Annotated in this window: 26 protein-coding genes and 1 pseudogene; 15 read left to right on the top strand and 12 right to left on the bottom strand. The window is 68.2% G+C overall.

Annotated elements, in window-relative coordinates; genetic code table 11:
• Positions 1–147 precede the first annotated feature (147 nt).
• The 3 genes from ACW175_RS16745 to ACW175_RS16735 all read left to right on the top strand — a co-directional run bounded on the left by ACW175_RS16745 (position 148) and on the right by ACW175_RS16735 (position 3,263).
• Positions 148–1,059, top strand: coding sequence for an EF-hand domain-containing protein (locus ACW175_RS16745; RefSeq protein WP_492101144.1), 912 nt, complete (start codon positions 148–150; stop codon positions 1,057–1,059).
• Positions 1,060–1,266: 207 nt separating this feature from the next.
• Positions 1,267–2,547 (top strand): NupC/NupG family nucleoside CNT transporter, encoded by a 1,281-nt coding sequence (locus ACW175_RS16740; RefSeq protein ID WP_492101143.1) that lies wholly within the window; start codon positions 1,267–1,269, stop codon positions 2,545–2,547.
• 77 nt (positions 2,548–2,624) lie between these two features.
• Positions 2,625–3,263 (top strand): glutathione S-transferase family protein, encoded by a 639-nt coding sequence (locus ACW175_RS16735; RefSeq protein ID WP_492101142.1) that lies wholly within the window; start codon positions 2,625–2,627, stop codon positions 3,261–3,263.
• On the opposite strand, the gene ACW175_RS16730 is transcribed toward ACW175_RS16735, so the two are convergent.
• Positions 3,247–3,702, bottom strand: a complete 456-nt coding sequence (locus ACW175_RS16730; protein WP_492101141.1) for a PaaI family thioesterase — start codon at positions 3,700–3,702, stop codon at positions 3,247–3,249. The two genes, ACW175_RS16735 and ACW175_RS16730, sit on opposite strands and share 17 nt — an antisense overlap.
• A gap of 121 nt (positions 3,703–3,823) precedes the next feature.
• Here ACW175_RS16730 and ACW175_RS16725 point away from each other — a divergent pair, with 121 nt between their 5' ends.
• The 5 genes from ACW175_RS16725 to ACW175_RS16705 all read left to right on the top strand — a co-directional run bounded on the left by ACW175_RS16725 (position 3,824) and on the right by ACW175_RS16705 (position 7,263).
• Positions 3,824–4,126, top strand: coding sequence for a DUF3253 domain-containing protein (locus tag ACW175_RS16725; RefSeq protein WP_492101140.1), 303 nt, complete (start codon positions 3,824–3,826; stop codon positions 4,124–4,126).
• Positions 4,127–4,167: 41 nt separating this feature from the next.
• On the top strand, positions 4,168–4,752 hold the full coding sequence (locus tag ACW175_RS16720) for a uracil-DNA glycosylase family protein (protein WP_492104982.1): 585 nt from the start codon (positions 4,168–4,170) through the stop codon (positions 4,750–4,752).
• Positions 4,749–5,786 (top strand): alpha/beta hydrolase, encoded by a 1,038-nt coding sequence (locus ACW175_RS16715; protein ID WP_492101139.1) that lies wholly within the window; start codon positions 4,749–4,751, stop codon positions 5,784–5,786. Before ACW175_RS16720 ends, ACW175_RS16715 begins: the two co-directional genes overlap by 4 nt.
• Before the next feature lie 80 nt (positions 5,787–5,866).
• Entirely contained in the window at positions 5,867–6,928 is a 1,062-nt protein-coding gene (locus ACW175_RS16710) for a Leu/Phe/Val dehydrogenase (RefSeq protein ID WP_492101138.1), read from the top strand.
• A 44-nt stretch (positions 6,929–6,972) separates the two neighbouring features.
• The gene (locus ACW175_RS16705; RefSeq protein ID WP_492101137.1) at positions 6,973–7,263 is read left to right on the top strand and encodes a UvrB/UvrC motif-containing protein; all 291 of its coding nucleotides are present in this window, start codon (positions 6,973–6,975) and stop codon (positions 7,261–7,263) included.
• A 13-nt stretch (positions 7,264–7,276) separates the two neighbouring features.
• On the opposite strand, the pseudogene ACW175_RS16700 reads toward ACW175_RS16705, so the two are convergent.
• The 6 genes and pseudogenes from ACW175_RS16700 to ACW175_RS16675 all read right to left on the bottom strand — a co-directional run bounded on the left by ACW175_RS16700 (position 7,277) and on the right by ACW175_RS16675 (position 13,578).
• Positions 7,277–8,034: pseudogene (locus tag ACW175_RS16700) on the bottom strand (IS5 family transposase).
• Positions 8,035–8,111: 77 nt separating this feature from the next.
• Positions 8,112–9,527, bottom strand: coding sequence for an MFS transporter (locus ACW175_RS16695; protein WP_492101136.1), 1,416 nt, complete (start codon positions 9,525–9,527; stop codon positions 8,112–8,114).
• A 179-nt stretch (positions 9,528–9,706) separates the two neighbouring features.
• Complete coding sequence (locus tag ACW175_RS16690) at positions 9,707–10,579, bottom strand: hypothetical protein (protein WP_492101135.1); 873 nt, start codon at positions 10,577–10,579, stop codon at positions 9,707–9,709.
• Positions 10,580–10,875: 296 nt separating this feature from the next.
• Entirely contained in the window at positions 10,876–11,751 is an 876-nt protein-coding gene (locus ACW175_RS16685) for a transglutaminase family protein (protein ID WP_492101134.1), read from the bottom strand.
• Between the two features lie 45 nt (positions 11,752–11,796).
• Positions 11,797–12,465: a TetR/AcrR family transcriptional regulator gene (locus tag ACW175_RS16680; protein ID WP_492101133.1), complete on the bottom strand. Its 669-nt coding sequence runs from the start codon at positions 12,463–12,465 to the stop codon at positions 11,797–11,799.
• A 141-nt stretch (positions 12,466–12,606) separates the two neighbouring features.
• Positions 12,607–13,578 (bottom strand): glycosyltransferase family 2 protein, encoded by a 972-nt coding sequence (locus ACW175_RS16675; protein WP_492101132.1) that lies wholly within the window; start codon positions 13,576–13,578, stop codon positions 12,607–12,609.
• Positions 13,579–13,737: 159 nt separating this feature from the next.
• Here ACW175_RS16675 and ACW175_RS16670 point away from each other — a divergent pair, with 159 nt between their 5' ends.
• Entirely contained in the window at positions 13,738–14,085 is a 348-nt protein-coding gene (locus tag ACW175_RS16670; protein ID WP_125156468.1) for a helix-turn-helix domain-containing protein, read from the top strand.
• A 14-nt stretch (positions 14,086–14,099) separates the two neighbouring features.
• Positions 14,100–15,488 carry a calcium-binding protein gene (locus ACW175_RS16665; RefSeq protein ID WP_492101131.1) on the top strand — a complete coding sequence of 463 codons (1,389 nt, stop codon included), beginning with the start codon at positions 14,100–14,102 and terminating at the stop codon, positions 15,486–15,488.
• Here ACW175_RS16665 and ACW175_RS16660 read toward each other — a convergent pair.
• Positions 15,485–16,663 carry a vWA domain-containing protein gene (locus tag ACW175_RS16660; protein WP_492101130.1) on the bottom strand — a complete coding sequence of 393 codons (1,179 nt, stop codon included), beginning with the start codon at positions 16,661–16,663 and terminating at the stop codon, positions 15,485–15,487. The genes ACW175_RS16665 and ACW175_RS16660 overlap by 4 nt on opposite strands.
• A 67-nt stretch (positions 16,664–16,730) precedes the next feature.
• Complete coding sequence (locus ACW175_RS16655) at positions 16,731–17,267, bottom strand: GNAT family N-acetyltransferase (RefSeq protein ID WP_492101129.1); 537 nt, start codon at positions 17,265–17,267, stop codon at positions 16,731–16,733.
• 16 nt (positions 17,268–17,283) lie between these two features.
• On the opposite strand from ACW175_RS16655, the gene ACW175_RS16650 reads away from it, so the two are divergent.
• The 5 genes from ACW175_RS16650 (at position 17,284) to dxs (ending at position 22,078) form a co-directional block, all read left to right on the top strand.
• A complete protein-coding gene (locus tag ACW175_RS16650) occupies positions 17,284–18,204 on the top strand; it encodes a histone deacetylase family protein (RefSeq protein WP_492101128.1) in 921 nt (306 codons plus the stop codon).
• Positions 18,201–18,860, top strand: a complete 660-nt coding sequence (locus ACW175_RS16645) for a histidine phosphatase family protein (protein ID WP_492101127.1) — start codon at positions 18,201–18,203, stop codon at positions 18,858–18,860. The genes ACW175_RS16650 and ACW175_RS16645 overlap by 4 nt, the downstream gene beginning before the upstream one ends.
• Positions 18,861–18,969: 109 nt before the next feature.
• Entirely contained in the window at positions 18,970–19,236 is a 267-nt protein-coding gene (locus ACW175_RS16640) for an exodeoxyribonuclease VII small subunit (RefSeq protein WP_492101126.1), read from the top strand.
• Entirely contained in the window at positions 19,236–20,138 is a 903-nt protein-coding gene (locus tag ACW175_RS16635; protein WP_492101125.1) for a polyprenyl synthetase family protein, read from the top strand. Before ACW175_RS16640 ends, ACW175_RS16635 begins: the two co-directional genes overlap by 1 nt.
• A 17-nt stretch (positions 20,139–20,155) precedes the next feature.
• Positions 20,156–22,078 (top strand): 1-deoxy-D-xylulose-5-phosphate synthase, encoded by a 1,923-nt coding sequence (gene dxs / locus ACW175_RS16630; RefSeq protein ID WP_492101124.1) that lies wholly within the window; start codon positions 20,156–20,158, stop codon positions 22,076–22,078.
• Between the two features lie 3 nt (positions 22,079–22,081).
• On the opposite strand, the gene ACW175_RS16625 is transcribed toward dxs, so the two are convergent.
• From ACW175_RS16625 to flgA, 3 genes are all read right to left on the bottom strand, one after another.
• Positions 22,082–22,549, bottom strand: coding sequence for a hypothetical protein (locus tag ACW175_RS16625; protein WP_492101123.1), 468 nt, complete (start codon positions 22,547–22,549; stop codon positions 22,082–22,084).
• A 142-nt stretch (positions 22,550–22,691) separates the two neighbouring features.
• On the bottom strand, positions 22,692–23,426 hold the full coding sequence (flgH, locus tag ACW175_RS16620; RefSeq protein WP_492101122.1) for a flagellar basal body L-ring protein FlgH: 735 nt from the start codon (positions 23,424–23,426) through the stop codon (positions 22,692–22,694).
• Positions 23,427–23,441: 15 nt separating this feature from the next.
• Positions 23,442–24,221 (bottom strand): flagellar basal body P-ring formation chaperone FlgA, encoded by a 780-nt coding sequence (gene flgA, locus ACW175_RS16615; RefSeq protein ID WP_492101121.1) that lies wholly within the window; start codon positions 24,219–24,221, stop codon positions 23,442–23,444.
• Positions 24,222–24,224: the final 3 nt, after the last annotated feature.

Here is a 24,224-nt window from a genome sequence, read left to right as displayed (position 1 = left end):
GTTAACCTTGTCCACAAAACGCCTCATGTCTTAATTGCAACATGCTGAAAACTGGAATGTTTTTCGCGTGATCCCTCTGGCGTCGACACTTGGCGCGACGGAAGGGGCTCGCCCACGCAGGCGGCCCCCCAACAGAGGGTGAGCACTATGACCATAACCAGCGCTGGCTCATCGACGAGTCTGGCTCAGCTTCGCCAGCTGCAGCAGGCGGCCTTCAAGACGGCGGATACCGACGGCGATGGGCAGCTTTCGCTGACCGAGTTCCAGTCCATCGGGCAAAATGTGCAGGGGGCGGAGGGCCGACAGGGCCCGCCGCCGATGCGCGGGGGCGGCGGTCCCGGCGAACATTTCAAAGGCGACACACTGTCGTCGCTGCTCTCGACCCAGTCGGTCGACGACCTGACAAGCTCCCTGATGAAGGCGGGCGACGCCGACGGCGACGGCAAGATGAGCGCCAGCGAACTCTCCTCGGCCCTGGCCGCCAACGCCCCCGAAGGCGCGAAGGGCAAGGGGATCGAGGACAAGATGGCGTCGGACATCATGTCGGCCCTCGACACCGATGGCGACGGCGGCCTGTCGTCGTCCGAGATCTCCTCGGCGATCACCACGGCCGCCGCCAACGAGTCGTCGGCCCAGGCGACGCGTGGCGCGCACGGCCACCATCACGGGCCGCCCCCCTCGGGCGGCGCGGAGGGCGCGTCGGGCTCGAGCGGCGTGTTCGAAAGCCTCGACACCAACCATGACGGCACGGTCTCGGCCGAGGAACTGGCCGCCGCCAACAGCAGCGACAGCACGACCGGAACCAGCGCCGCCTCCGACCTGATCAAGACCGCCGACCAGGACGGCGACGGGACCCTGAGCGGCGGCGAGTTCGCGGCCCTGCTCGACCAGGGCAAGTCTACCGGGACCGACGCGTCCTCGACCCTGGCCAGCCTGATGTCGGGCTCCACGGCCGCCGCCGACCTGATGCAGAAGCTGCTGGCCCAGTTGGACAAGGCGATGACGACCTCGTCGTCGACCGGCACGGCGGCGAGCGGCGGGACGAACGTTACGGCTTAGCGGCCCGACCTTGTCATCCCGGATCGGCCTTAGGGGCCGTCCGGGATGACGGCGCCAGTTGGTAAGAGGTCTCTGACTTAGGCAATCGACGCCTTCCTTAACCAAACCTTACGCAAGGCGCTTGCGTGCGACGGCTGACTTGGTGTCATTCTTCGCCTCTTGAACGGCGTCGCGGGGGCGTCGCCTCTTTGTAAGGTTGTCGTCTTGATGTTCCGTCCCGAGAACGTTCAGGCCCTCGCGGGTCTGGCGCTCACTTTGGGCCTCTGCTGGCTCGTTTCCGAGAATCGCAAGCGATTCCCGTGGGTTCTGGCGATCGCCGCCCTCGTCGTCCAAGTGCTGCTGGTGGTGGTGCTGTTTGGCCTGCCCCAGGCGCGCCAGCTGCTGCAGGGCGTCAACGGCGCCGTGGAGGGCCTGGCCAGCTCGACTCAGGCCGGCACGGCCTTCGTGTTCGGCTTCCTGGCGGGTGGCGACCAGCCGTTCACGGTCAGCAACCCGAACGCGGGCTTCATCTTCGCCTTCCGCGTCATGCCGGTGATCCTGGTGGTCTGCGCCCTGTCGGCGCTGCTGTGGCACTGGAAGATCCTGAAATGGGCCGCTCAGGGCTTCGGCTTCATCTTCCAGAAGACGCTGGGCCTGCGGGGCCCGCCGGCGCTGGCCACCGCCGCCACCATCTTCATGGGTCAGATCGAAGGCCCGATCTTCATCCGCGCCTATCTCGACAAGCTGTCGCGCTCGGAACTGTTCATGCTGATCACGGTCGGCATGGCCTGCGTCTCGGGTTCGACCATGGTCGCCTACGCCACCATCCTGGCCGGCGTGCTGCCCAACGCCGCCGCCCACGTGCTGACCGCCTCGATCATCTCGGCCCCGGCCGGCGTGCTGTTGGCCCGCATCATCGTGCCGTCCGACCCGATGGAGAAGGGCGGAGACCTTGATCTCTCGACCGAGGACAAGACCTACGGCTCCTCGATCGACGCGGTGATGAAGGGCACCACCGACGGCCTGCAGATCGCGCTGAACGTCGGCGCGACCCTGATCGTCTTCGTGGCCCTGGCCACCATGGTCGACAAGATCCTGGGCGCCATGCCGCCGATCGGCGGCCAGCCGCTGAGTATCGCCCGCGGCCTGGGCGTGGTCTTCTCGCCCCTGGCCTGGTCGATGGGCGTGCCCTGGAAGGAAGCCGGCACGGCCGGCGGCCTGCTGGGCGTCAAATTGATCCTCACCGAGTTCACCGCCTTCATCCAGCTCGCCAAGGTCGGCGGCGTGGCGCTGGACGAGCGCACGCGGATGATCATGACCTACGCCCTATGCGGCTTCGCCAACATCGGCTCGGTCGGCATGAACGTCGCCGGCTTCTCGGTCCTGGTGCCGCAACGCCGCGCCGAGGTGCTGAGCCTGGTCTGGAAGGCGATGATGGCCGGCTTCCTGGCCACCTGCCTGACCGGCTCCCTGATCGGCCTGATGCCCCGGGCGCTGTTCGGGCTTTGATCACCTAAGAGTTGCTCTGCCTCTCCCTTCCCCCATCAAGGGGGAAGGGCTTCTATGTGCGGAAACGGGAGGAACGCATGAAACTCTATGACTGTCTCCGCGCGCCCAATCCTCGGCGTGTCCGCTGGTTCATGGCCGAGAAGGGCATCACCGACATCGAGGTCGTGACGCTGTCGATCATGCGAGGCGAGCACAAGTCGCCTGACTATCGCGCCAAGGTCGGTGTGTCGCACATGCCCGCCCTGGAGCTGGACGATGGGATGGTGATCACCGAGTCCGTGGCGATCTGCCGCTATCTGGAGAGTCTCTATCCGGAGCCGAACATGTTCGGGCGCGATCCCAAGGAGACGGCGATCATCGAGATGTGGCAGCGTCGCACCGAGATGATGATCGTGACGCCGCTGGCTCTGGCCGTCCGCCACACTAATCCGAACATGGCCGCGCTCGAGTCTCAGGTCCCCGAGGTCGGCGAGAACAATCTCACCGGGGCCAAGCGCGCCTTGAGTTTCCTCGACAAACGCCTGGCCGAGAGCGAGTTCGTGGGCGGCGACCGGGTGACCATCGCGGACGTCGTCACCGTCACCGGCGTCGACTTCGGCCGGATGATCGACTTCCGACCTGACGAGGATCTGGTCCACGTCAACCGCTGGCTCTCGGCGATGCTGTCACGGCCTGCCGCGGCCGCCGGGATGCCCGCCCCTAAATCCGCGGCCTGATCTTCTTCACCACGCCCGAGAAGTTCAGCATCGGTCCGGTCCCGGTCGAGATCAGGCCGCGGATGAACAGCAGCGAGCCGCCAGCCTTGATCACCTCGCCCGTGCCGGTGATCAGGTCGCCGGGTCGGGCGGGGCCGATGAATTCGCCGTTGAGGCTGACGGTCACGGCGCGGCTATCGGCCAGTTCCTTCCAGGCGATGGCGAACAGCGAAAAGTCGGCGAAGGTCATCATGCAGCCGCCGTGCATGAAGCCGCCGCCGTTCATGTGCTTGGTCTCGGCGCGGAAGGCGGTGGTGACCGGGCCGTTCTCGTCTTCGCGGAAGTAGAAGGGCCCCGACTGGTCCTCGAACGGGTCCAGACCCGACCAGGTCCGCCAGCCGGCCCAGTCGCCCGTCTCGACCAGGCGCGGGCCGCTCATGATTTCGTTTCCGCCGTCCATGGGCCATCCCCTCCGCGTGTTCTTATCGTTGTTCAGTTAGAAGGGCGCGGCATCCGGTGCAAGCCGCCTGTTCTTGCCTACAGTCTCGCCTCTGCTGGCAATCCATGGCAAGGGAGCGCTCATGACCTCCCCGATCCAAGACACGATCCTGTCCCTTCTCGCGCCGCTGGCCGAGGGCAAGTCGATCGACCCGATGAACGTCGCCAAGGCGATCCAGCCCGAGCGCTGGCAGCAGATCCTCGGCCACGTCCGCACCAACGCCATCGAGCTGGCCCGCGAGGGCAAGGTGGTGATCCTGCGCCACAACAAGCCAGTCAATCCGGAGCAATTCCGCGGCGTCTATCGCATCCGTACGCGCCTGGAAGGCGATCCGACCAGCTTCGAGGACACGGTTACGGACGATGTCGAGAGCGACGAAGACTAGTCACGCTTGGCATCCGGTGGCGCGCGCCTAAATCCCCGATGATGCCGCTCGATACGCTTCTCTCCGACATCGCCGCCTGCCGGGCGTGCGCGCCGTACCTGCCGCACGTTCCCCGGCCCGTGACGCGGGTGCGCGGGGAGACCCGCATCCTGATCGCCGGGCAGGCGCCGGGCCGGCTGGTGCACGAGACCGGCCTGCCGTTCAACGACCCGTCCGGCAACCGTCTGCGCCAGTGGATGGGGATCGACCGCGAGACCTTCTACGGCCGGCCGGAGATCGGCGTAGCGGCCATGGCCTTCTGCTTTCCCGGCACCAATCCCAAGGGCGGCGACTATCCGCCGCCGCCGCGTTGCGCGGCGATGTGGCGGTCCCGATTGCTGGCCGAGCTGCCGAATGTCGAACTGACCCTGCTGGTCGGCGGCTACGCCCAGGCCTGGGCGCTGCCGGGGCGGACCGGCAAGACCATGACCGAGACCATCGCCCGCTGGCGCGAGTTCGGGCCGAACGTCCTGCCGATGCCCCATCCGTCGTGGCGCAACACCGCCTGGCTGAAGCGCAATCCCTGGTTCGAGGAAGAGGTCGTGCCCTTCCTTCGCCAGCGCGTCGCGGACATTCTGGGACGATGAACCGCCGCGCCCTGATCCTGACCGCGTCCGCCGCCGCGCTGACGGCCTGCGCGCCGCTGCGACAAGGGCCGGGCCTTGGGCCGCTGGGCTTTCGAGGGCCGCGGATCGAGACCGACGCCTTCGTCAGCTTCGACGGCGCGCGCCAGGGCCTGATGCGCTGGCTGCCCGCCACGGAGCCGGAGTGGGTCGTGGTCGGGCTGCACGGCATGAATGACTATTCCAACGCCTTCCACCTGGCCTCCGATTGGTGGGCGGGGAGGGGGATCGCGACCTATGCGCTGGATGTCCGGGGCTTTGGCCGTTCGCCCGAGCGTGGCGTCTGGGCGCCGACCGAACTGGTGCTGGACGACGTGCGGGCGCTGATCACGGCGGTGCGCGAGCGCCATCCGAACGCCAAGCTTGCCCTGGCCGGGATCAGCATGGGCGGCGCGTTGGCGATCAGCGCCATGGCTTCCGACAACCCGCCGCCGGTCGATAAGCTGATGCTGTTCGCCCCGGCCGTCTGGGGCTGGTCGAACCAGCCGCTGCCCAACCGCATGAGCCTTTGGGTCAGCGCCCACGTGCTGGGCCAGTGGGTGGTCAAACCGCCGGACTGGCTGGTCCGCAACGTCATGGCCTCGGACAATATCGACGAACTGCGCCGCATGGGCCGCGACCCGCTGATGATCTGGGGCGCGCGGTCCGACACGATCTACGGCCTGGTCGGGCTGATGGAGCGCGCCTGGAAGTCGACGGGTGGGATCAATGTCCCGGTCGCCTGGTTCTACGGGGCCAACGACCACATCATCCCGCGCGAGCCGACGGTCGAGGCTATCGGCCGGCTGAAGCCGGGCGCGAAGACCGCCTACTACGCGCACGGCTATCACCTGCTGCTGGTCGACCGGCAGGCCGCCAAGGTCTGGGCCGACGCCGAGGCGTTCCTGCGCGGCGCGCCGGGGCCTTGGCCGCCGTCGGGCGCGCCGCCCATTCCGTCCAGCGTGGCGGCGATGACCGCGCTGGATCCGCCCAAGCCGGCCCGACACAAGACGCCGTAAGGTCAGCCTTCGGGGTTGTGAGGGGCGGCGAGGGGGCGTAAAGCCGCCACGTTCATTCTGGCATAGGCGAGACCGACGGCATGACCTTGTTCGATTCCCCCGATTTCGAGGGACACGAAGGCGTCCACGCTTTCTTCGATGAAAAAACTGGTCTGAAGTCGATTATCGCGATCCACTCGACCGCGCGCGGCCCGGCCGCCGGCGGCTGCCGCATGTGGGACTATTCCAGCAGCCAGGCCGCCGTCACCGACGCCCTGCGCCTGTCGCGAGGGATGTCTTACAAGAACGCCATGGCCGAGCTTGACCTGGGCGGCGGCAAGGCCGTGATCCTCGGCGACAGCCGCAGCCAGAAGACGCCGGCGCTGTTCGAGGCCTTCGGCCGGGCCGTCGACAGCCTGAACGGCCAGTACTGGACCGCCGAGGACGTCGGCGTCTCGCCGGCCGACCTGGAAAGCACCCGCAAGACCACCCGCTTCGTCGCCGGCCTGGAAGGCCACGCGGCCGCCTCTGGCGATCCGTCGCCGGTCACCGCCGAGGGGGTGTTCCGCGGCGTGCGTCTCTGTGTCGAGCGCGCCCTGAACCGCGACCTCAAGGGCGTGCGGGTCGCCATCCAGGGCGTCGGCCATGTCGGCGCCTATCTGGCCGAGAAGCTGCACGCCGCCGGCGCGGTCCTGACCATCGCCGATGTCAACCAGACGGCCCTGAACGACGTGGCCGCCAAGACCGGCGCGACGATCGTACCGACCGACGCCATCTTCGACGTCGAGGCCGACGTGTTCGCCCCCTGCGCCCTGGGCGGGGCGATCTCGGCAGCGACCCTGCCGCGCCTGAAGGTCAAGGTGATCGCCGGCGGCGCCAACAACCAGCTGGCCGACGCCATGATCGGCCAGGCCGTGTTCGAGCGCGGCATCCTCTACGCCCCAGACTACGTGATCAACGGCGGCGGCATCATCAACGTGGCCGCCGAGATCCGGGGCCTGGAAGCCGGCGGCGCCTTCGACGGCGCGTGGGTGGCGACCAAGCTGGACCGCCTGGCCCAGACCCTGGCCGAGGTCATCGACCAGTCGATCGCCGAGAAGCGTCCGGCCAATCTGGTCGCCGACGAGATCGCCCGCGCCCGCATCGCGGCGGCGCGCGGCTAAAACCGGCTTCAGGCGTTCTTCCTGGCGGCCCCATGGAGAACGTCATGTCGCATATCGACGACCTGAAAACGCGGATGGACGAGGCTATCGCCGCTCAGGACTTCGAGGCGGCGGCCAAGTTGCGCGACGAGATCGGCGGCATTCAGCACAGCGCCCTGGTGCGGGGCGTCGAGGACGGGCAGCAAGCGTCTTACTTCCAGCGCCAGGTTCCCGGCCGCATGGGCCTGGGCACGGACCAGCCGGTTCCGAAGACGCCCGAAGGCTGGGTCCCGCCGAAGAAGCCCGATCCCATGACCGCCAACCACTCCCGGGGCGGTCGCCGGACCAAGTCCTAGGACGGATCGACATTCAGTTCATCCAGATCATGGATGCGGCTAGGAATGCGAAGCCCTTGAAGTGGATGGTACGGCGTTCATAGCGTGTGGCGAAGCGGCGGAAGTGCTTGAGCCGGTTGAAGCATCGCTCGATGCGGTTGCGCTGCTTGTAGGTGATCTCGTCGTGAGGGATGAGGATCTTACGCGTACGGTTGGAGGGGATGACGGCTTGTGCGCCCATCTCGGCGATGATTTTTCGTAAGGCATTGCTGTCATAGGCTTTATCTGCGAGCACGGCCTCGCCGACCTGGCCCTCCAGAAGGGCTTGCGCCTGGGGTGCGTCACCGGCTTGGCCTGCTGTGACGATCAGGCGCAAAGGCCGCCCCAGACCATCGGCGAGCATGTGGATCTTGGTGGTCAATCCGCCTCGGGAACGCCCCAGCGCCTGATCCTTGGCCCCCCTTTTCCATTCGCCGCCTGCTGGTGAGCGCGGACGATGGTGCTGTCGAGCATCAGGTACTTGTTGTCCCGGTCGGCGGTGAGCGCCTCGAACACCCGCTCCCAGACCCCGCCGTGACACCAGCGGCTGAACCGCCGATGCACTGTGCGCCACTTGCCATAACGCTCGGGCAGATCGCGCCAATGAGCGCCCGACCTCAGAACCCACAAACAGCCATTCACAAACAAGCGGTTATCCGAACCGGTCCGTCCCGGATCACTCGGCTTGCCCGGCAGCAAAAGGGCGATCTTCGCCCACTGACCGTCGCTCAACTCGTACCGCTTCACGCCCATAAAAGGCTCCCGCCAAATCGCGGAACCCTATGAATCAGCACTTCGGCAATCTGGGAATCCCTGAATGTCGATCCGCCCTAGGCCGCTCGGTTCCGACCGCTGATCGCGGCGCCGGCGTCCTTGTCCAGCGACAGGTAGACCGGCAGGGCCAGCAGGGTCACCAGGCCGATCGCCACGAACGGCAAGGTGAAGCGGTCCGGCGTCAGGGCGCCGCCCGCGCCTCGCGCCAGGTGCAGCATCATGCCGCCGAAGCTGACGCCCAAGGCCAGTCCCACCTGCTGGGTCACGGCCGACAGGGTCGAGGCCGCCGCCGTCGAGGTTTCCGGCACGTCGGCATAGGCGATGGTGTTGGCGGCGATGAACTGGTTCGAGCGGCAGAACCCGCCCAGCGTCAGGGCCGCCATCATCAGGGCCATGGGCGTCGCGGGACCGAAGAAGCCGGGCGCGGCGGTGAACAGCGCCGTCAGGGTCACGAACACGGCCAGCGAGGTGCGGAAGCCGAAGCGCTTCAGGCCCGCCGCCGCGAACGGGCGGGCGACCAGCACGCCGACGCCGGTCGCCAGGGTGACGAAGCTGGCCTTCAGCGGGCTCCAACCCAGCGCCACCTGCAGCAGCAGCGGCATCAGGAACGGGCTGGCCCCTATGCCCAGCCGCACCAGCGTCCCGCCGACCAGGCTGGCGCGGAAGGTCGGATAGCGCAGCAGGGTCAGATCCAGGATCGGGCGACCCGTGCGCTTGGCGATACGCAGGTAAACGAAGCCGCAGGCGACGGAGAGCGCCAGCAGGGTGATCTGGGCCCAGGGCGGCAGCAGGTTGACGCCCGCCGTCTCGGCCACGACCACAAGGCCGCTGACCGCCAGGGCCGACAGGACGAAGCCAGGGGTGTCGAAGCGGCCCAGGTCGCGCTTGGGCTCGCTCTTGGGCACGAAGCGCATGACGGCGATCACGCCCAGCAGGCCGACCGGCAGGTTGATGTAGAAGATCCACGGCCATTCGGCGACGCTGAGCACCAGGCCCGCGATCGGCGGGCCGATCAGCGGGCCGACCAGGGCGGGCATGGTGAACCAGCCCATGGCGGTCAGCAGCTTGTCCTTGGGGGTGGCGCCGACGACGATCAGCCGCGCCACGGGGGTCATCATCGCGCCGCCGATCCCCTGGACGATCCGCGAGGCGACCAGGGCCTCCAGGCTGCGCGATTGGCCGCACAGCGCCGAGCCCAGCAGGAAGACGACCATGGCCGACAGGAACACCCGCCGCGCGCCAAACCGTTCCGCCGCCCATCCGCTGGCGGGCGTGAACACCGCCAGCGCCAGAATGTAGGAGGTCAGGGCCAGCTTCAGGTGGATCGGATCGACCGCGAAGGCCCGCGATAGTGTGGGGAGGGCGGTCGACAGGGCCGTGGAGTCGATGAACTCCATCAGCAGCGCGCTGGCCACGGCGATGGAGATCAGGCGCGTCGCGAGTGGCGAGGATGCTGGAGACGGATCGGGCACGAGGGCGATTTACGCCCCTGTACGGCAGGGGTCCATACGCGCGTGCGTCACATCCTCGCGGAACCGAAATGGGCGGCCTAAAGCATTTTCCGATCGGACTGGATCGGTGAAATGCTCTAGCCCTTTGTTTTAACGCATTTCCCGACGACGAACCGGTGTCCACTTCGTCGGAAAATGCTCTAGCGGCCGCGCACCGAGACGCTGACGCCGACGACCGTGTCCTTGTTGGAATAGTCGATCGAGTTGAGCTTGCGGCGGGTGGCGCTCAGCGAGATGAGGCTGTTGCCCTTGCGATAGCCCAGGCCGATCTGGCGGCTGCCGAAGCGGGCCATCTTCTCTTCGCTGTAGCCGGCGTTGCGCCAGCCGCCGAAGGTGTCGCGGATCAGGTTCAGGCCATAGGCCTTGCCCGAACTGGCGGCGTACAGCATCCAGCGGCCACGGCGAAGGTCTTCGGCCGAGGCGCTGGCCTTGGACATCAGGTTCGAGGCGTTCAGCGTCAGGCGCTTCACCGCGCCCGACTGCAGGCCCATGGGCGTGAAGGCCAGCGGCTGGTCGTCGACCTGCATCCGCAGGATCTTGCCGGGGGGGCGGCGATGCTCGACCCGAGTCAAGGCCAGCACCGGACGACCCCGCGCGGCGGAGGTTTCGGCCAGGATCCGCGCGGATGGGCTCGCGGGCGCCGCGACCGGCGCGGGCGGCGGCGTGGTCCGCGAGGCGGCCGCGGCGACGACGGGCGCCGCGCCGGCCAGGCTGTCGTCTTGCGGTCCACCGGCCAGGGCCATCGTGGCGACGGCGGGAACGGCGTGGGCTTCGGCGGCGACGACCGCGGGGGCGGCGGCGCGCCAAGGTTCGCCGCCGTAGCGGGCCGTGGAGATCGGTGCGTCGGGATCGTCCACGGGGGCGCGGACTTCAGGTCCGCCGGCCCCGGGGCCGCCCGCCAGGGTCAGCGACTGGTTGAATTCCTCGGGGGCGTGAGTCGACAGGGCGGTCGCGGCGCTCACCACCGCGAGGCCAGCCGTCGCCAACAGACATCCGAGCGCGACGCGCCGCATGTTCGCGGTGCTCCCCCATTCCCCTGGCGTCGAAAATTAACGGCGCCGCGGGTGTCTGTATAGGTCGCTCGCGTGACAGGGGTGGCGGAAGGCCCTCCTGTTCACGCTTTTTTACAATTCAGTGCCCCGGTCTTGGTTCGAAGGTCCGTCGTTCCTTCACCTTCAGGCAATCCTGGTCGGGCTTCTGGCCGTGTTGAGCCTTGGGCTCCGATTTCGGGAAGCAGACGTTCCGCATGGGGTCTTGGTTCTGGAAGCCGCTGGTCATGGCTTTTCCTCCCGTACGCGCACTCATTCTATCACGCCACCTGGTTGATCGGATCGATAAGGCGCACCTCCACGGAGACGTGAAGACGCGCGGAGCCCGGGTCGCCGATGATCGCTCCGGAGACGGGTAACGCCTGAGCCGGGGTTCGGGTGGCGGCGACGCGGATCAAATCCGGCGACTCGGCCAGGCCGTTGGTCGGGTCGAACTCCAGCCAGCCCAGGTCGGGCAGGAACACCTCGCACCAGGCGTGGGTCGCCCCGGCCCCGCGGATCGTCGTACCCGGCGAGTGGATATAGCCGGTGGCGAACAGGGCCGCGTAGCCCAGGCGACGCAGGCCCTCGACCATCAGCCAGGCCAGGTCGCGGCAGGCGCCGCTGCGCTTTTGCAGGGTCTCGACCGGCGTCTGAACGCCTTCCTCCTGCCGGGTGCGATACTCGAACTGCTGATGGATCAAGGTGTTGATCCGCAGCAGAAAGGCCAGGGCGGGCTCGTCGCGATGGGCCTGGACGCCGCGCAGCCAGCGCAGCAGCACCGCGTCGGGGTCATCGGTGACCGGCGCGATGAACGGCTCCAGCGTCGTCCGGTCCTCGCGGGAATAGACGATCGGGGTCAGGGTGTCGGGGTTCTCGATCCGTTGGGGCGCAAGGGGGGCCGGGTAGCGGTCGATGACCAGTTCGCTGGCCACCCGCATGGCGTCGGCCTCGCCGGTGGGCTCGAAGATACAGACGCAGTTGCCGTTGGCGTCGTAGCTCCAGCGCGTGCCGCCGGGCGGGAAGAGGCGCAAGCTGGCCTCGACGATGCGTAGGGCGTGACTGTCGCGCGGGCGGATCATCAGCCGCTGCGGTCCGAACCGCACCGGCCGTTCATAATAGTACCGGGTCTCGTGAAGGATCCGCAGCCGTCCCATGCCGCAGCGACAACGCGCCGGCCGGGAGGCGGTTCCGCTTACGGGCTAGGCGAGAAAGCCGGCCTCGGCGAAGGCCAGCATACGGTCCAGCAGGGCCACGACGTCGGCCTCGCTGGTCTGGCCTTCCGACAGCACGTTCAGGCGGTCGAACTCGGCGAAGCGGTTGTTGTGCAGCATCCCCAGGGTGAAGTGCAGCCGCCAGTAAACCTCTTCCGGCGACAGGTCCGGACGGGCGCGCAGCAGGGCGTCGGAGAAGCGGCGCAGGTGCGAGACGTCGGTCTTCAGCACCGCGCGGATCTCGTCGGTGCCTTCGCTGCGGGCGCGGATCAGGAATTGCAGCGAGATGCGGCGCTCGTGGTCGGGAGCCAGCCAGCGCAGGGGCGGGGTCAGCAGGGCGGCGAGAATCTCGCGCAGCGGCGGGCTGCCGTCGTTACGGTCGTTGGCCTCGTGCAGCATCTTGGCCCGCTCGCGATTGAGCTCGGCCGTGCGGCGACGGAAGATTTCGAACAGCAGGGCGTCCTTGGACCCGAAGTGGTAGTTCACCGAAGCCAGGTTCACGCCGGCGGCGGCGGTGATGTCGCGCACCGACACGTTCTGGAAACCGTGCAGCGCGAACAGGCGCTCGGCGGCCACGAAGACAAGGTTCTTGGTGGCGGCTTCGGTCTCGGCGGCCTCGACTTCGTGAGAAGCGGCGGCGTCGGTGGTCGGACTCACTACATATTCCCCTTTACCCGTGGGGAAGTCTTACGGGCGTTCGAATTTGGCGCAAGCGTCAAGATCATCGTCCGAACGCGGATCGAGGGTTGTTTGTGGTATTTTTCATCAAGCGCGTGACGCTCAGCCCGCTCGCGAGCTTCAGCCGACGGCGGCGAGGCGCGCGACGGGGCGGCCCATCCGTCCGCGCCGCAGTTGCCGCAGCAGCGGCCGGCCCACGGCCACGCCCAGGATCAGCGGCGCCAGGAGCACGGCCAGGGCCTTGCGCGGCAGGCTGTCGGCGCGCTTGAGGAAGTAGCGCACCAGACCCTTGCCCTTGTGCCACTCGACGACCAGCGGGCTCTCCTTGCTGGTCGAGCCGACATGAACGATGCGGGCGGCGGGCTGGAACAGCACGCTGCCGCCCGTCTTGCGGGCCCGCCAGCACAGGTCGACATCTTCGACGTGCAGGAAGTAGCCCTCGTCAAAGCCGCCGAGGGCGTGGAAATCGGCCGCCCGCATATAAAAGCAGGCGCCCGAGATCGTAGGGGTGTCCACCGGGTGCGAAGGGGGGGCTTCGCTCTCCCGGTGGATCTCGAAGCGGCGCAGCGGGGGCAGAAGGGCGCTGAGCTTCGAGAGGGTAAGCAGGGTCGTGACGGGCGTGATCTCGCCGCGCCGCGCGCCCCGCTGTTCGGTTCCGTCGGTATTGAACACCCGGGCCCCGATCACGCAGGGCGAGGGGCGGTCGCGGGCGGCGTCTTGCAGAGCCGCCACAGCGCCGGGGGTCAGGAAGGCGTCAGGATTGAGGAAGACCAGCTCCTCGCCCTTGGCCGAGGTCGCGCCCAGATTGGCGGCCCGGGCGAAGCCGATATTGCCCAGCCCTTGCAACAGGCGCACCCGCGGTTCGCGGCGGGCCAGATCGCGCAGCCAGGCCGCGTCGGCCAGGGACGAACCGTTGTCGACGATGACGAACTCCTCGACCCGAGGCTCGGCCAGGGCGTAGCGCACGCTCTCCATCAGCGCCGGACCGGTCATGTAGGCGACCATGATCAGCGACAGGCGCGGCCTGATGGCCCAGTCCGGCTGGAGTGGGGCCGCGGTGCGAAAGGCGGCGGGGTCGATCGAAACGTACATGCGGCCCGATGCATTCAAAATAGTTGCATAAAAACTGTATAAGGCTCGAAAGTGATCCGCAAGGCCTCGCGGCGAGACCGACGATCGATTGTTGCGTTTTTACGCATTGTGTAACAACTAGGGGAACGCCCGCGTATTGGGCGAGGAAGCGGCTTTGCAATGTCCAGAACGGCGATGAATCCCGCCAAGGCGGCTCTTACCAAGACCCTGCGCCGCGAAGCGGGGCGCTGGCTGAAGTCCGCGCGCGAGGCCGCGGGCCTCACCCAGGCGGAACTGGCCGAGAAGACGGGGTTGCGTTATTACACCTTCGTCTCGCAGGTTGAGAACGGTCTTGGTCGCGTTCCGATCGAGGCTCAAGCCGTCTGGGCGGAGAGTCTGGGTCTTGATCCCGGTCAGTTCGCCCGCACCCTGCTGCGATATTACGAACCCGAGCTGTACCGGCTTCTGTTCGACGGCGCCGCCGAGGAGGCTGAGCCGGTCGTGACCGAACGGGCGGCCCAGGCCTGACGAGCGACGACGAGATGGGTGAGATCCTAGCCTTCAGCCCGCGGCCTCCGGCCAGCGACTGGTCCGCCAATGAGCGCGGCCTGCTGATGCTGCTGACGCAGCAGCTGGAGACGGCCTATGGCGAGGTCGACGGGATCTTCGGCCAGACCGACTCGGGCGACCCCTGGTACGTGGTCACGGACTTCAATCAGGACGTCCTGGTCCACGTCGCCCGCATCGACGGCCAGTTCGTCGTCCACGACGCGGCGATCGACATGTTCCACCAGGTGGGCAGCCTGTGGGGCGCGCTGCGCCAGGTGCTGTCTTCGGGCATGGCCGAACAGAACGGCACGGTCGTCGCCTTCAATCCGGCCAGCCGCGAGGCCCAGTCCTTCCTGTCGCTGGTCATCGCCGTGGGCCTCTATCTCGAGCTGCGCGGCGCCGACCTGGGCGAGGCGGGCCGGCTGACCTTCGACAACCTGCCGCGGATCGACGATCCGGCCCTTCAGACGATGGCCTCCAAGCTGATCGCCGCCTTGAACCTCGAAGCCGACCGGACCCAGGCGCACACGCCGGCCGCGGCGGCTGGCGAGGCCGCGCCGGCGCCGGCGGCGATCAAGCCCGAAGGCGCGGCGCCGGTCGTGGTCCAGGCGCCGAGCGAGGCCCCGCAGGGTCTGTCGGTGTTCAAGATAGCCCATCTGACCGCGCCGCCCGCGCCGGCCTCGGGCGTCGACCATGCGCCGGCCGCTTCGGACGGCAAGGCGGTCGTCGAAGGCCTTGGCGAGCATGGCTTCGCCGCCACCAAGAGCGTCATGGTCGGCACGCCCGGCAACGACGTCATGTACGGCACGGCCGGCGCCGACACGATCCGCGGCGGGGCGGGCGACGACTATATCGACGGCCGCGGCGCGCCGAAGGGCGAGGTCGATCACCTGGAGGGCGGCGAAGGCGCCGACCGCATCGTCATGAACGCCCGCGTGGTCGCCAAGGGCGGGGCCGGGGCGGACACCTTCCTGATTTCCGCCGCGCCACCGGCCGACAAGGCCGCCGCTCTGCTGGGCGTTGTGCTCGACTACACGGCCAGCAAGGGTGACCACCTGGCCGTGATGGGCGACGGCCACGTGACCGTGGTCAGCACCGCGGCGGTTGGCAACGTGCTGGCGACGCAGCTTCAGGTGCTGAACGACGCGGCTCTCACGCAGGCGACGGACGTCAGTACGCCGGTGTCGGGCGCCCGCGTCGGCTTCGATATCGATGGCGACGGGCGCGAGGACATCTTCATCCTGCTCGGCGGGGCGACCAGCTCGACCTTCCAGATCGGGGCGACGATCGCCAACGACCACACCGCGCCGCCGGAAGTGCCGCTGATCGGCCAGCCGTCCACGGACGCCGGCCACTTCGGCGAAACGACGGCTGGGCGTTAGCCCCGGACCAGCTCTCGCATGGCCTTGTCCAGGCCGTCTATGGTCAGCGGGTACATGCGGTCGGAGACGATCTGCTTCATCACGCCGATCGACTGAGTGTAGTCCCAGTGCCGCTCCGGCGTCGGGTTCAGCCAGACGCAGCTCTGGTAGATGTCGGTGACCCGCTGCATCCAGATCGCGCCGGGCTCCTCGTTCCAGTGCTCGACGCTGCCGCCCGGATAAGTGATCTCGTATGGGCTCATGGTCGCGTCGCCGACGAAGATCACCTTGTAGTCGGCCGGGAACTTGTGGAGCACGTCGAAGGTCTGGATCTTCTCGGTGTTGCGGCGCTTGTTGTCCTTCCACACGGTCTCGTAGAGACAGTTGTGGAAGTAGTAGAACTCCAGGTTCTTGAACTCGGTCTTGGCCGCGCTGAACAGCTCCTCGCAGAGCTTGATGTGGCCGTCCATCGAGCCGCCGATGTCGAAGAAGATCAGCACCTTGATGGCGTTGCGGCGCTCGGGTCGCAGCTGGATGTCCAGATAACCCTTCTCGGCCGTGCCCTTGATGGTGCCGTTCAGGTCCAGTTCTTCGGCCGCTCCCGTGCGGGCGAACTTCCTCAAGCGGCGTAGGGCGACCTTGATGTTGCGGGTGCCCAGCTCGACCGAGTCGTCGAGGTTCTTGTACTCGCGCTTGTCCCAGACCTTCACCGCGCGGCCGTGGCGGCTCTTGTCCTGGCCGATGCGCACGCCTTCGGGATTGTAGCCGTTGTTGCCGAACGGCGAGGTGCCGCCCGAGCCGATCATCTTGTTGCCGCCCTCGTGGCGCTTGTGCTGCTCGCGCAGCCGCTCCTGCAGGGTCTCCATCAGCTTCTCGAAGCCGCCCAGCGCCTCGATCTGCGCCTTCTCCTCGTCGGTCAGGAACTTCTCGGTCAGGGCTTTGAGCCACTCTTCCGGGATGTCGGCGGCGAGGCCGTCGTTGACGGTCTCAAGCCCCTTGAAGACGTGGCCGAACACCCGGTCGAACTTGTCGAGGTTCTTCTCGTCCTTCACCAGGCTGGCGCGCGACAGGAAGTAGAAGTCCTCGATCCTGCGATCGATGACGTCCTTGTCGAGGGCCTCCATCAGCAGGAGGTACTCACGCAGGCTCACCGGCACCTTGGCCTGGCGGAGCTCGGAGAAGAAGCGAAGGAACATCGGCGCGGCTTTCGAACAGATGTTCGGGAGAATGGAGGGTTCTCAATCGCGACGCAATGCCGAGCGGTTAGCCGCGTCGCAGGATGAACTCCAGGTCCCGCGTTTCGCCGACCGGGAAGTGGTATTCGCCGACCTTCTCGAACCCCAGGCGGCCATAGAGCTTCTGGGCTCCGAAGTTCTCGGACCACACGCCGATCCACAGCGGGCGCGGGCCGTCCTTCTCCAGCCAGTCCAGGGCGGTGGTCAGCAGCGCCGAGCCGCGTCCGCCGCCCTGGTGGCTCTTGAGCACATAGACCCGCTTCAGCTCGCCATGGGCGGGCTCGACGTCCTCATGGGGCAGGTCGCACGGTCCGGCCAGGGCGTAGCCGATGGCCTCGCCGTCCTCGTCCTCCAGCAGCCAGGTCGCCTTGTCGGGATGGGCCAGGTCGTCGCGGGTCCGCTCCAGCCCGTAGGCGTAGGCCAGGAAGGTCTCCAGGTCCTCGGGCGGATAGAGGTGGGCGAAGGTCTCCGTGAAGGTCCGCGCGCCCAGGCTGGACACGGTGTCGGCGTCGTCGAGCGTGGCGCGGCGAATAGAAGACGGGCGGATGGTCTGAGCAGCGTTCAAGGTCTAGAATCCTCGCATGACCGTGGCGCTTTATACCCATCTCGACATGCTCGACCACCAGCCCGGCCATGGCCACGTGGAGAGCCCGGAGCGCCTGCGCGCCGTGATCGACGCCCTGAACGACGATCCCAATCTGGCGCTTGAGGCTCTGGATGCGCCGCTGGTCGAGGTCGAGGACCTGCTTCGGGTGCATCCCAAGGCCTTCGTCGACGCCGTGTTCGAGGCCGCGCCTAGGTCGGGCCGGCTGGCGCTGGATCCCGATACGGTGATGTCGAGCGGCAGCCTGGCCGCCGCCCGTCGCGCCGCCGGGGCCAGCGTCGCGGCCGTGCGGGCCGTGGCGGCGGGCGAGGCCAGCCGCGCCTTCTGCGCCGTGCGGCCGCCCGGTCATCATGCCGAACCGGGCGTGGCCATGGGCTTCTGCGTCTTTTCCAGCGTGGCCGTGGCCGCCCGCGCGGCCCAGGCGACCGGACTGAAGCGGGTGGCGATCGTCGATTTCGACGTCCACCACGGCAACGGTACGCAAGCCGTGTTCGAGAACGATCCGACCGTGTTCTTCGCCTCGATCCACCAGTCGCCGCTGTATCCGGGCACCGGCGATCCGTCCGAGACCGGTCTGGGCAACATCGCCAACGCCACCGTGGCCCCGCATGCGCCGCGCGAGCTCTGGCGGTCGCGATTCGAGGGGCTGATGGACAAGGTCGACGCCTTCGCGCCCGAACTGTTGATCGTCTCGGCCGGCTTCGACGCCCACGTCCGCGATCCGCTGTCGGCCCAGAGCCTGGACGAGGACGATTTCGCCTGGGCGACGCGGCCGATCGTCTCGGTGGCCAACGCCCGCGCCAAGGGCCGGGTTGTGTCCTCGCTCGAGGGCGGTTACGACCTCCAGGCGCTGGGGCGTTCCGCCGCCGCGCATGTGCGCGCTCTTCAGGAGGGGTGAGGGGACGGAACGGCCGCTGGGCCCACCGACTTCTCTTCAACATGGCCGACGTCACTATCGCCGACCAAGCGTCCTCGCCCGTGAAGCCGGGGACCGTCACCCTGGCCCGCCACGGCGAACCCGCCCTGTCGCGCAAGGTCCGCCTCAATGCGCCCGAATATGGCGACTGGTGGGCTCGCTATGAGGTGGGAGGGCTGAAGGATGGCCAGACCCCGCCGGACGGGCTGATCCAGATCGCCCGCGACGCCGACGTGATCATCGTCTCGACCCGCCGCCGCGCCATCGAGACCGCCAAGGCGGTGGTTGGCGACCGGGCCTTCACCACCGACGAGACCTTCATCGAAGCGCCGCTGCCGCCGCCGCCCTGGCCGCTGTGGCTGCGGATGTCGCCCAAGCGCCTGGGTTTCTTCGCCCGCTTCTGGTGGTGGTTCTTCAACAACCACGGCGGCCAGGAGACCCGCGCCGAGGCCGAGGTCAGGGCCGGCAAGGCCGCCGACCGGCTGGTCGCGCTGTCCGACCAGGGCCAGGACGTGCTGCTCGTGGCCCACGGCTTCTTCAACTGGATGATCGCCGACGCGCTGAAGGCGCGTGGGCTGACGAAACTGCTTGATGAAGGTCACGCCTACTGGAGCCTCAAGCGCTTCCGTCGCGGCTGATCGGTCACCGATCTCGCAAACCCTCTTCCCTTAACCACGCCCAGGCTCTAGGCCGTTGCTCGCGTCGGCCCGGGACACTAGGCTCACGCCTGTTCACCTGAGAGTTGAAATGACCGACGCCGCCAGCAATCCCGCCGATATCTCCGCCCTGAGCTTCGAGGAAGCCCTGGCGCAGCTGGAGCGGATCGTGGCCGAACTGGAATCGGGCCAGGCCCCGCTGGAGCGCTCGATCGACATCTATGAGCGTGGCGCGGCCCTGAAGGCCCACTGCGAGAAGAAGCTGGAAGCCGCGCGCCTGAAGGTCGAGAAGATCGTCCTGGGCGCCAATGGGGGCCAGGGCGGCGCCGTCGCCGCCGAACCGGCCGAGTTCAACTGATGGCGAGTTCGCGTCCGCCCAGCGATCTTGAGAAGCGGATCGTCCAGGCCGCCGACATCGTCACCGTGGCGCTCGACGAGCTGCTGCCCCGCAGCGACGGTCCCGAAACGCGTCTGACCGAGGCCATGCGCTACGCGGCGCTGGGGCCAGGCAAGCGCCTGCGGCCCTTCTTCGCGCTCGAGACCGGCAAGATGTTCGACCTGCCCGAGCGGCCGGTGCTGCGCGCGGCCTGCGCGCTGGAGTGCATCCACGCCTACAGCCTGGTCCATGACGACCTGCCGGCCATGGACGACGACGACGTCCGCCGCGGCCGTCCGACCGTGCACAAGCAATATGACGAGGCCACCGCCATCCTCGCGGGCGACGCCCTGCAGACGGCGGCCTTCGAGATCATGGCCCACCCCGACACCCACGATGACGGCCATGTGCGGTCGGAGCTGGTGCGCAAGCTGGCCATCGCCTCGGGCGCCAAGGGCATGGCCGGCGGCCAGATGATCGACATTCTGGGCGTCCGCGACGACCTGGGCGCGGTCGCCCGCATGCAGCGGCTGAAGACCGGCGCCCTGATCGCCTTCGCGTTCGAGATCCCGCTGATCATCGCCCGCGCCAAGGAATCCGAGCGCGCCGCCCTGATGGCCTTCGCGCAGGACCTGGGCCTGGCGTACCAGATCGTCGACGACATTCTCGACGCCGAGGGTGATCCCGAGACCATGGGCAAGGCCACGGGCGGCAAGGACGCCGCCATGGGCAAGGCCAACTACGTCACCCTGCTGGGACTGGACGCGGCGAAAGAGCGCGTGGCGCTTTTGGCCGACCAGACCCGCTCCCATCTTGAAATCTTTGGCGAACGAGCCGGACATCTGCGCGAAAGCGTCGATTTCGTGCTGGACCGCCGTAACTGACCGCGCTTTCTTCAAACATGCCCACCAACACACCCTTGCTCGACTCGATCGCTTCGCCGGCTGACACGCGAGGGCTTTCCCTCCCAGAGCTGAAACAGCTGTCGGCGGAAGTCCGCGCCGAGATGATCGACGCGGTGTCGGTGACGGGCGGCCATCTGGGCGCCGGCCTGGGCGTGGTCGAGCTGACCGTGGCCCTGCACCACGTGTTCGAGACGCCCAAGGACATCCTGATCTGGGACGTCGGCCACCAGGCCTATCCCCACAAGATCCTCACCGGCCGCCGCGATCGCATCAAGACGCTGCGCCAGGGCGGGGGGCTGTCGGGCTTCACCAAGCGCGCCGAGAGCGAATACGACCCATTCGGCGCGGCCCACGCGGCGACCTCGATCTCGGCGGCCCTGGGCTTCTGCGCCGCGCGCGATGCGAAAGGCGAGGACAACAGCGTCATCGCCGTGATCGGCGACGGCTCGCTGGGCGCCGGCATGGCCTATGAGGCGATGAACGCGGCGACCGACACCACCAAGCGCCTGATCGTCATCCTCAACGACAACGACATGTCGATCGCGCCGCCGGTCGGCGGCATGAGCGCCTATCTCGCCAACCTGGTTTCGGGCGGCGCCTACCGCTCGGTGCGCAAGCTGGGCAAGACGGTGGTCGAAAAGCTGCCGACGCCGATGCGCGAAGCCGCCCGCAAGGCGGAAGAATATGCCCGGGGCATGGTCACCGGCGGCACCTTCTTCGAGGAACTGGGCTTCTACTATATCGGCCCGATCGACGGCCACGACATGGACGCCCTGGTCAGCGTGCTCAAGAACGCCAAGGCCTTCGGCGACAAGCCGGTGCTGGTCCACTGCGTCACCCAGAAGGGCAAGGGCTACGCCCCGGCCGAGGGGGCCGAGGACAAGCTGCACGCCGTGGCCAAGTTCGACGTGGTCACCGGCCAGCAGCACAAGCCGGCCGCCGGCCCGCCCAGCTACACCAAGGTGTTCGCCCAGGAACTGGTCAAGCAGGCGCGGCGGGACGACAAGATCGTCGCCATCACCGCCGCCATGCCCTCGGGCACGGGTCTGGACATCTTCCAGAAGGCGTTCCCGGACCGCACCTTCGACGTCGGCATCGCCGAGCAGCACGCGGTGACCTTCGCCGCCGGCCTGGCCGCCGACGGCATGAAGCCGTTCGCGGCGATCTATTCGACCTTCCTGCAGCGCGGATACGACCAGGTGGTGCACGATGTGGCCATCCAGGGCCTGCCGGTGCGCTTCGCCATGGACCGCGCCGGCCTGGTCGGCGCCGACGGCCCGACCCACGCCGGCAGCTTCGACATCGGCTTCATGGGGGCTCTGCCCGGCATGGTGCTGATGGCCGCCGCCGACGAGGTGGAGCTGGCCCGCATGGTCGCCACCGCCGCTGAGATCGACGATCGTCCTTCGGCTTTCCGCTATCCGCGCGGGGAGGGGCTGGGCCTGGAGATGCCGGCGATCGCCGAGCCGCTGGAGATCGGCAAGGGCCGCATCGTCCGCGAGGGGACCAGCGTCGCCATCGTCTCGTTCGGCACGCGCCTGTCCGAAAGCCTGAAGGCCGCCGACCTGCTGGCGGCCCGTGGTCTTTCCGCGACGGTCTGCGACGCTCGCTTCGCCAAGCCGCTCGACCTGGACCTGCTGCTGCGCCTGGCGCGTGAGCACGAGGCGATCGTCACGGTCGAGGAAGGCGCGATGGGCGGCTTCGGGGCCTTCGTGCTGCAGGCCCTGGCCCAGCACGGCGCGCTGGATCGCGGCCTGAAGATCCGCACCCTGTGCCTGCCCGACGTCTTCCAGGACCAGGACAAGCCCGACCTGATGTACGCGCAAGCCGGTCTCGACGCCGAGGGGATCCTGCGCGGGGCGCTGTCGGCCATGGGCATGGACAATGTCAGCGCGGCGGGGGCGGGACGCCGGGCGTAAGCGCTAAACCCCGCACGCCTTGAAGAACGCCCTCACGCGACCCCGGTCGGCGGAGTCCGCCGCCAGGCTGTGGCGTTCGCCCTGGGTCAGCAGGGCGAGGTCGCCCGATTTCCGGAAACCGTCCAGGGCCGGGGCGCTGGCCTTGCCGCGCCCTTCCAGGAAGCCGCCCTGGTTCAGCGCGTCCTCGACCCTGGCGGCGGCGAAGCGGCTTTCGGCGCGGCCCGAGGCCAGGACGATCTCGCCGCCGGACAGGCCCACGGCCGAGACGTCGACCTGATTCTGACCCGGGCGGCAGCTGATCATCAGCACGACGTCGTCGGTGTTGGGACGTCCATAGGCCAGGCGAGGGGCTTCGGGGCCGTCCGCCAGATAGGCCCAGCGATAGCCGTCCAGCGCGACCTTCTCGTGGGCGCAGCCGGCGAGGGCGGCAGCCAGACCCAGAACGGCGAAGGCGGTGATGCGGCGTCCCATGAAGGTCTCCTTGCCCGGATCAACGCAGCCGGAACCTGAATGGCTCCTGAAACGCATCGGGCGCGGCCACCTTGCGGTAGCCGCGCCCGACGATCTTGCAGGCCTATGAGAGGGCTTGGATCCTTCCGCCCTAATGGCGCGCCTAGAACGGCGAGAACTTCTCGACCAGCGACTGGCCGGCCGGGGTCTTCTGCACGCGGCTGATGTCGCCGCGGCCGCCGTAGCTGATGCGGGCCTCGGCGATCTGGGTGTGCTTGATGGTGTTGGCCGAGGAGATGTCTTCCGGACGCACGATGCCGGCCACGGTCAGCTGGCGCAGCTCGGCGTTGGTGCGGACTTCCTGCGTGCCCTGGATGACCATGTTGCCGTTCGGCAGGACCTGGCTGACCACGGCCGCGATTGTCAGGCTGATCTTTTCCGAGCGCTGGACGCTGCCGGCGCCGGCGTTGGTGGTCGCCGAGTTGGTGCTGATGGCGTTGGCCGGGTCGAAGCCGCCCGGCAGAACCTTGCCCAGGCTGGACTCCAGGCCCAGGAAGTTCGGCACCCCGGCCTTCATGTTCGCGGTGCGCGAGGAGGCCGTCTGGTTCTTGGTGCTGGCGCTGTCGTCGATGTCGATCATGACGGTGACGATGTCGCCGACGCGGCTGGCGCGCTGGTCGTTGAAGAACGCGCGGGCGCCGACGCGCCACAGCGAGTTGGCCGAGGCCGCCTGCGGGGCGGGCTCACGAGCCGAGACGTACTGCTGCTGCATGGGGGCCAGTTCGGCCGGATAGCCGACCGGGGCCAGCTGCGGACCCTTCACGGCTTCGGTGACGGTGGAGCAGGCGGCCAGCGGCGCGAGCAGGACGGCGGCGGCGATGATGACGGGGCGACGCATGGGGTGGATGACCTCTTAGCGAGCGGCGAAACGGACGGGTTGCGAACGGGCTTGCAAGGCCTGGGCCTGCGGGCCGACCGCCGCGGAGCCAGGACCCGTGGCGACGGCCTGGATGATCTTCTTGGAGAGCGTGTTCTGGACGGCGAAGACGTCGCCGGTCGCGGCGGCGGCCATGGCTTTGCCTTGAAGCGAAAGGGAAATTCCGCCGTCGTCATAGGTGACGTTGATCAGGTCGCCGGTCTTGATGACCTGGGCGGCGGCCACGTCGCGGCTCTGGACCGCGGCGCCTTCACGCAGGGGGCGCTTGGCGGCCAGGCCGATCACGGCGTCGGCGTCGCGGGGGGCGTCCATCGGGGCGCCGGCCATCTTTACCCAGACGAGGTCCTGGGGCTGGACGATTTCGCCGGCCGAGAGGCTGCGGGCGTAGGCAAGAACTTCCACATTGCCGTGCGCGGCGCCGGCCAGGGCCTTGCCGCCGGTCGCGACGCCGCCGTTGTCCTGGCCCTCGCGGACGATGATGCGGCGGATGCCGTTGCTGTTGGTCCAGTCGAAGCCGGCCCGGCGGGCCGAGACCTGAACCTGGCCGGCCTCGAGCACGGCCGTCGGACCCAGGCGGGCGGCGACGACGATGTTGGCGGCCGGGCCGCTGACGCCGTCGAACAGGTCGCCCAGGGTGATGCGGCCATCGGCGTCGGTGGTGTCCATCCGCAGGGTCACCGGCGCGCCGGCATGGGCGGGGGCGGAGAGGGCGCTGATCACCAGCGTGGCGGCGGCGGCGAGGAGGAAGGCTTTCATGCG

Source organism: Caulobacter sp. FV1ye6ST (assembly GCF_058681225.1).
This window is presented reverse-complemented; position numbering and strand designations above follow the sequence as displayed.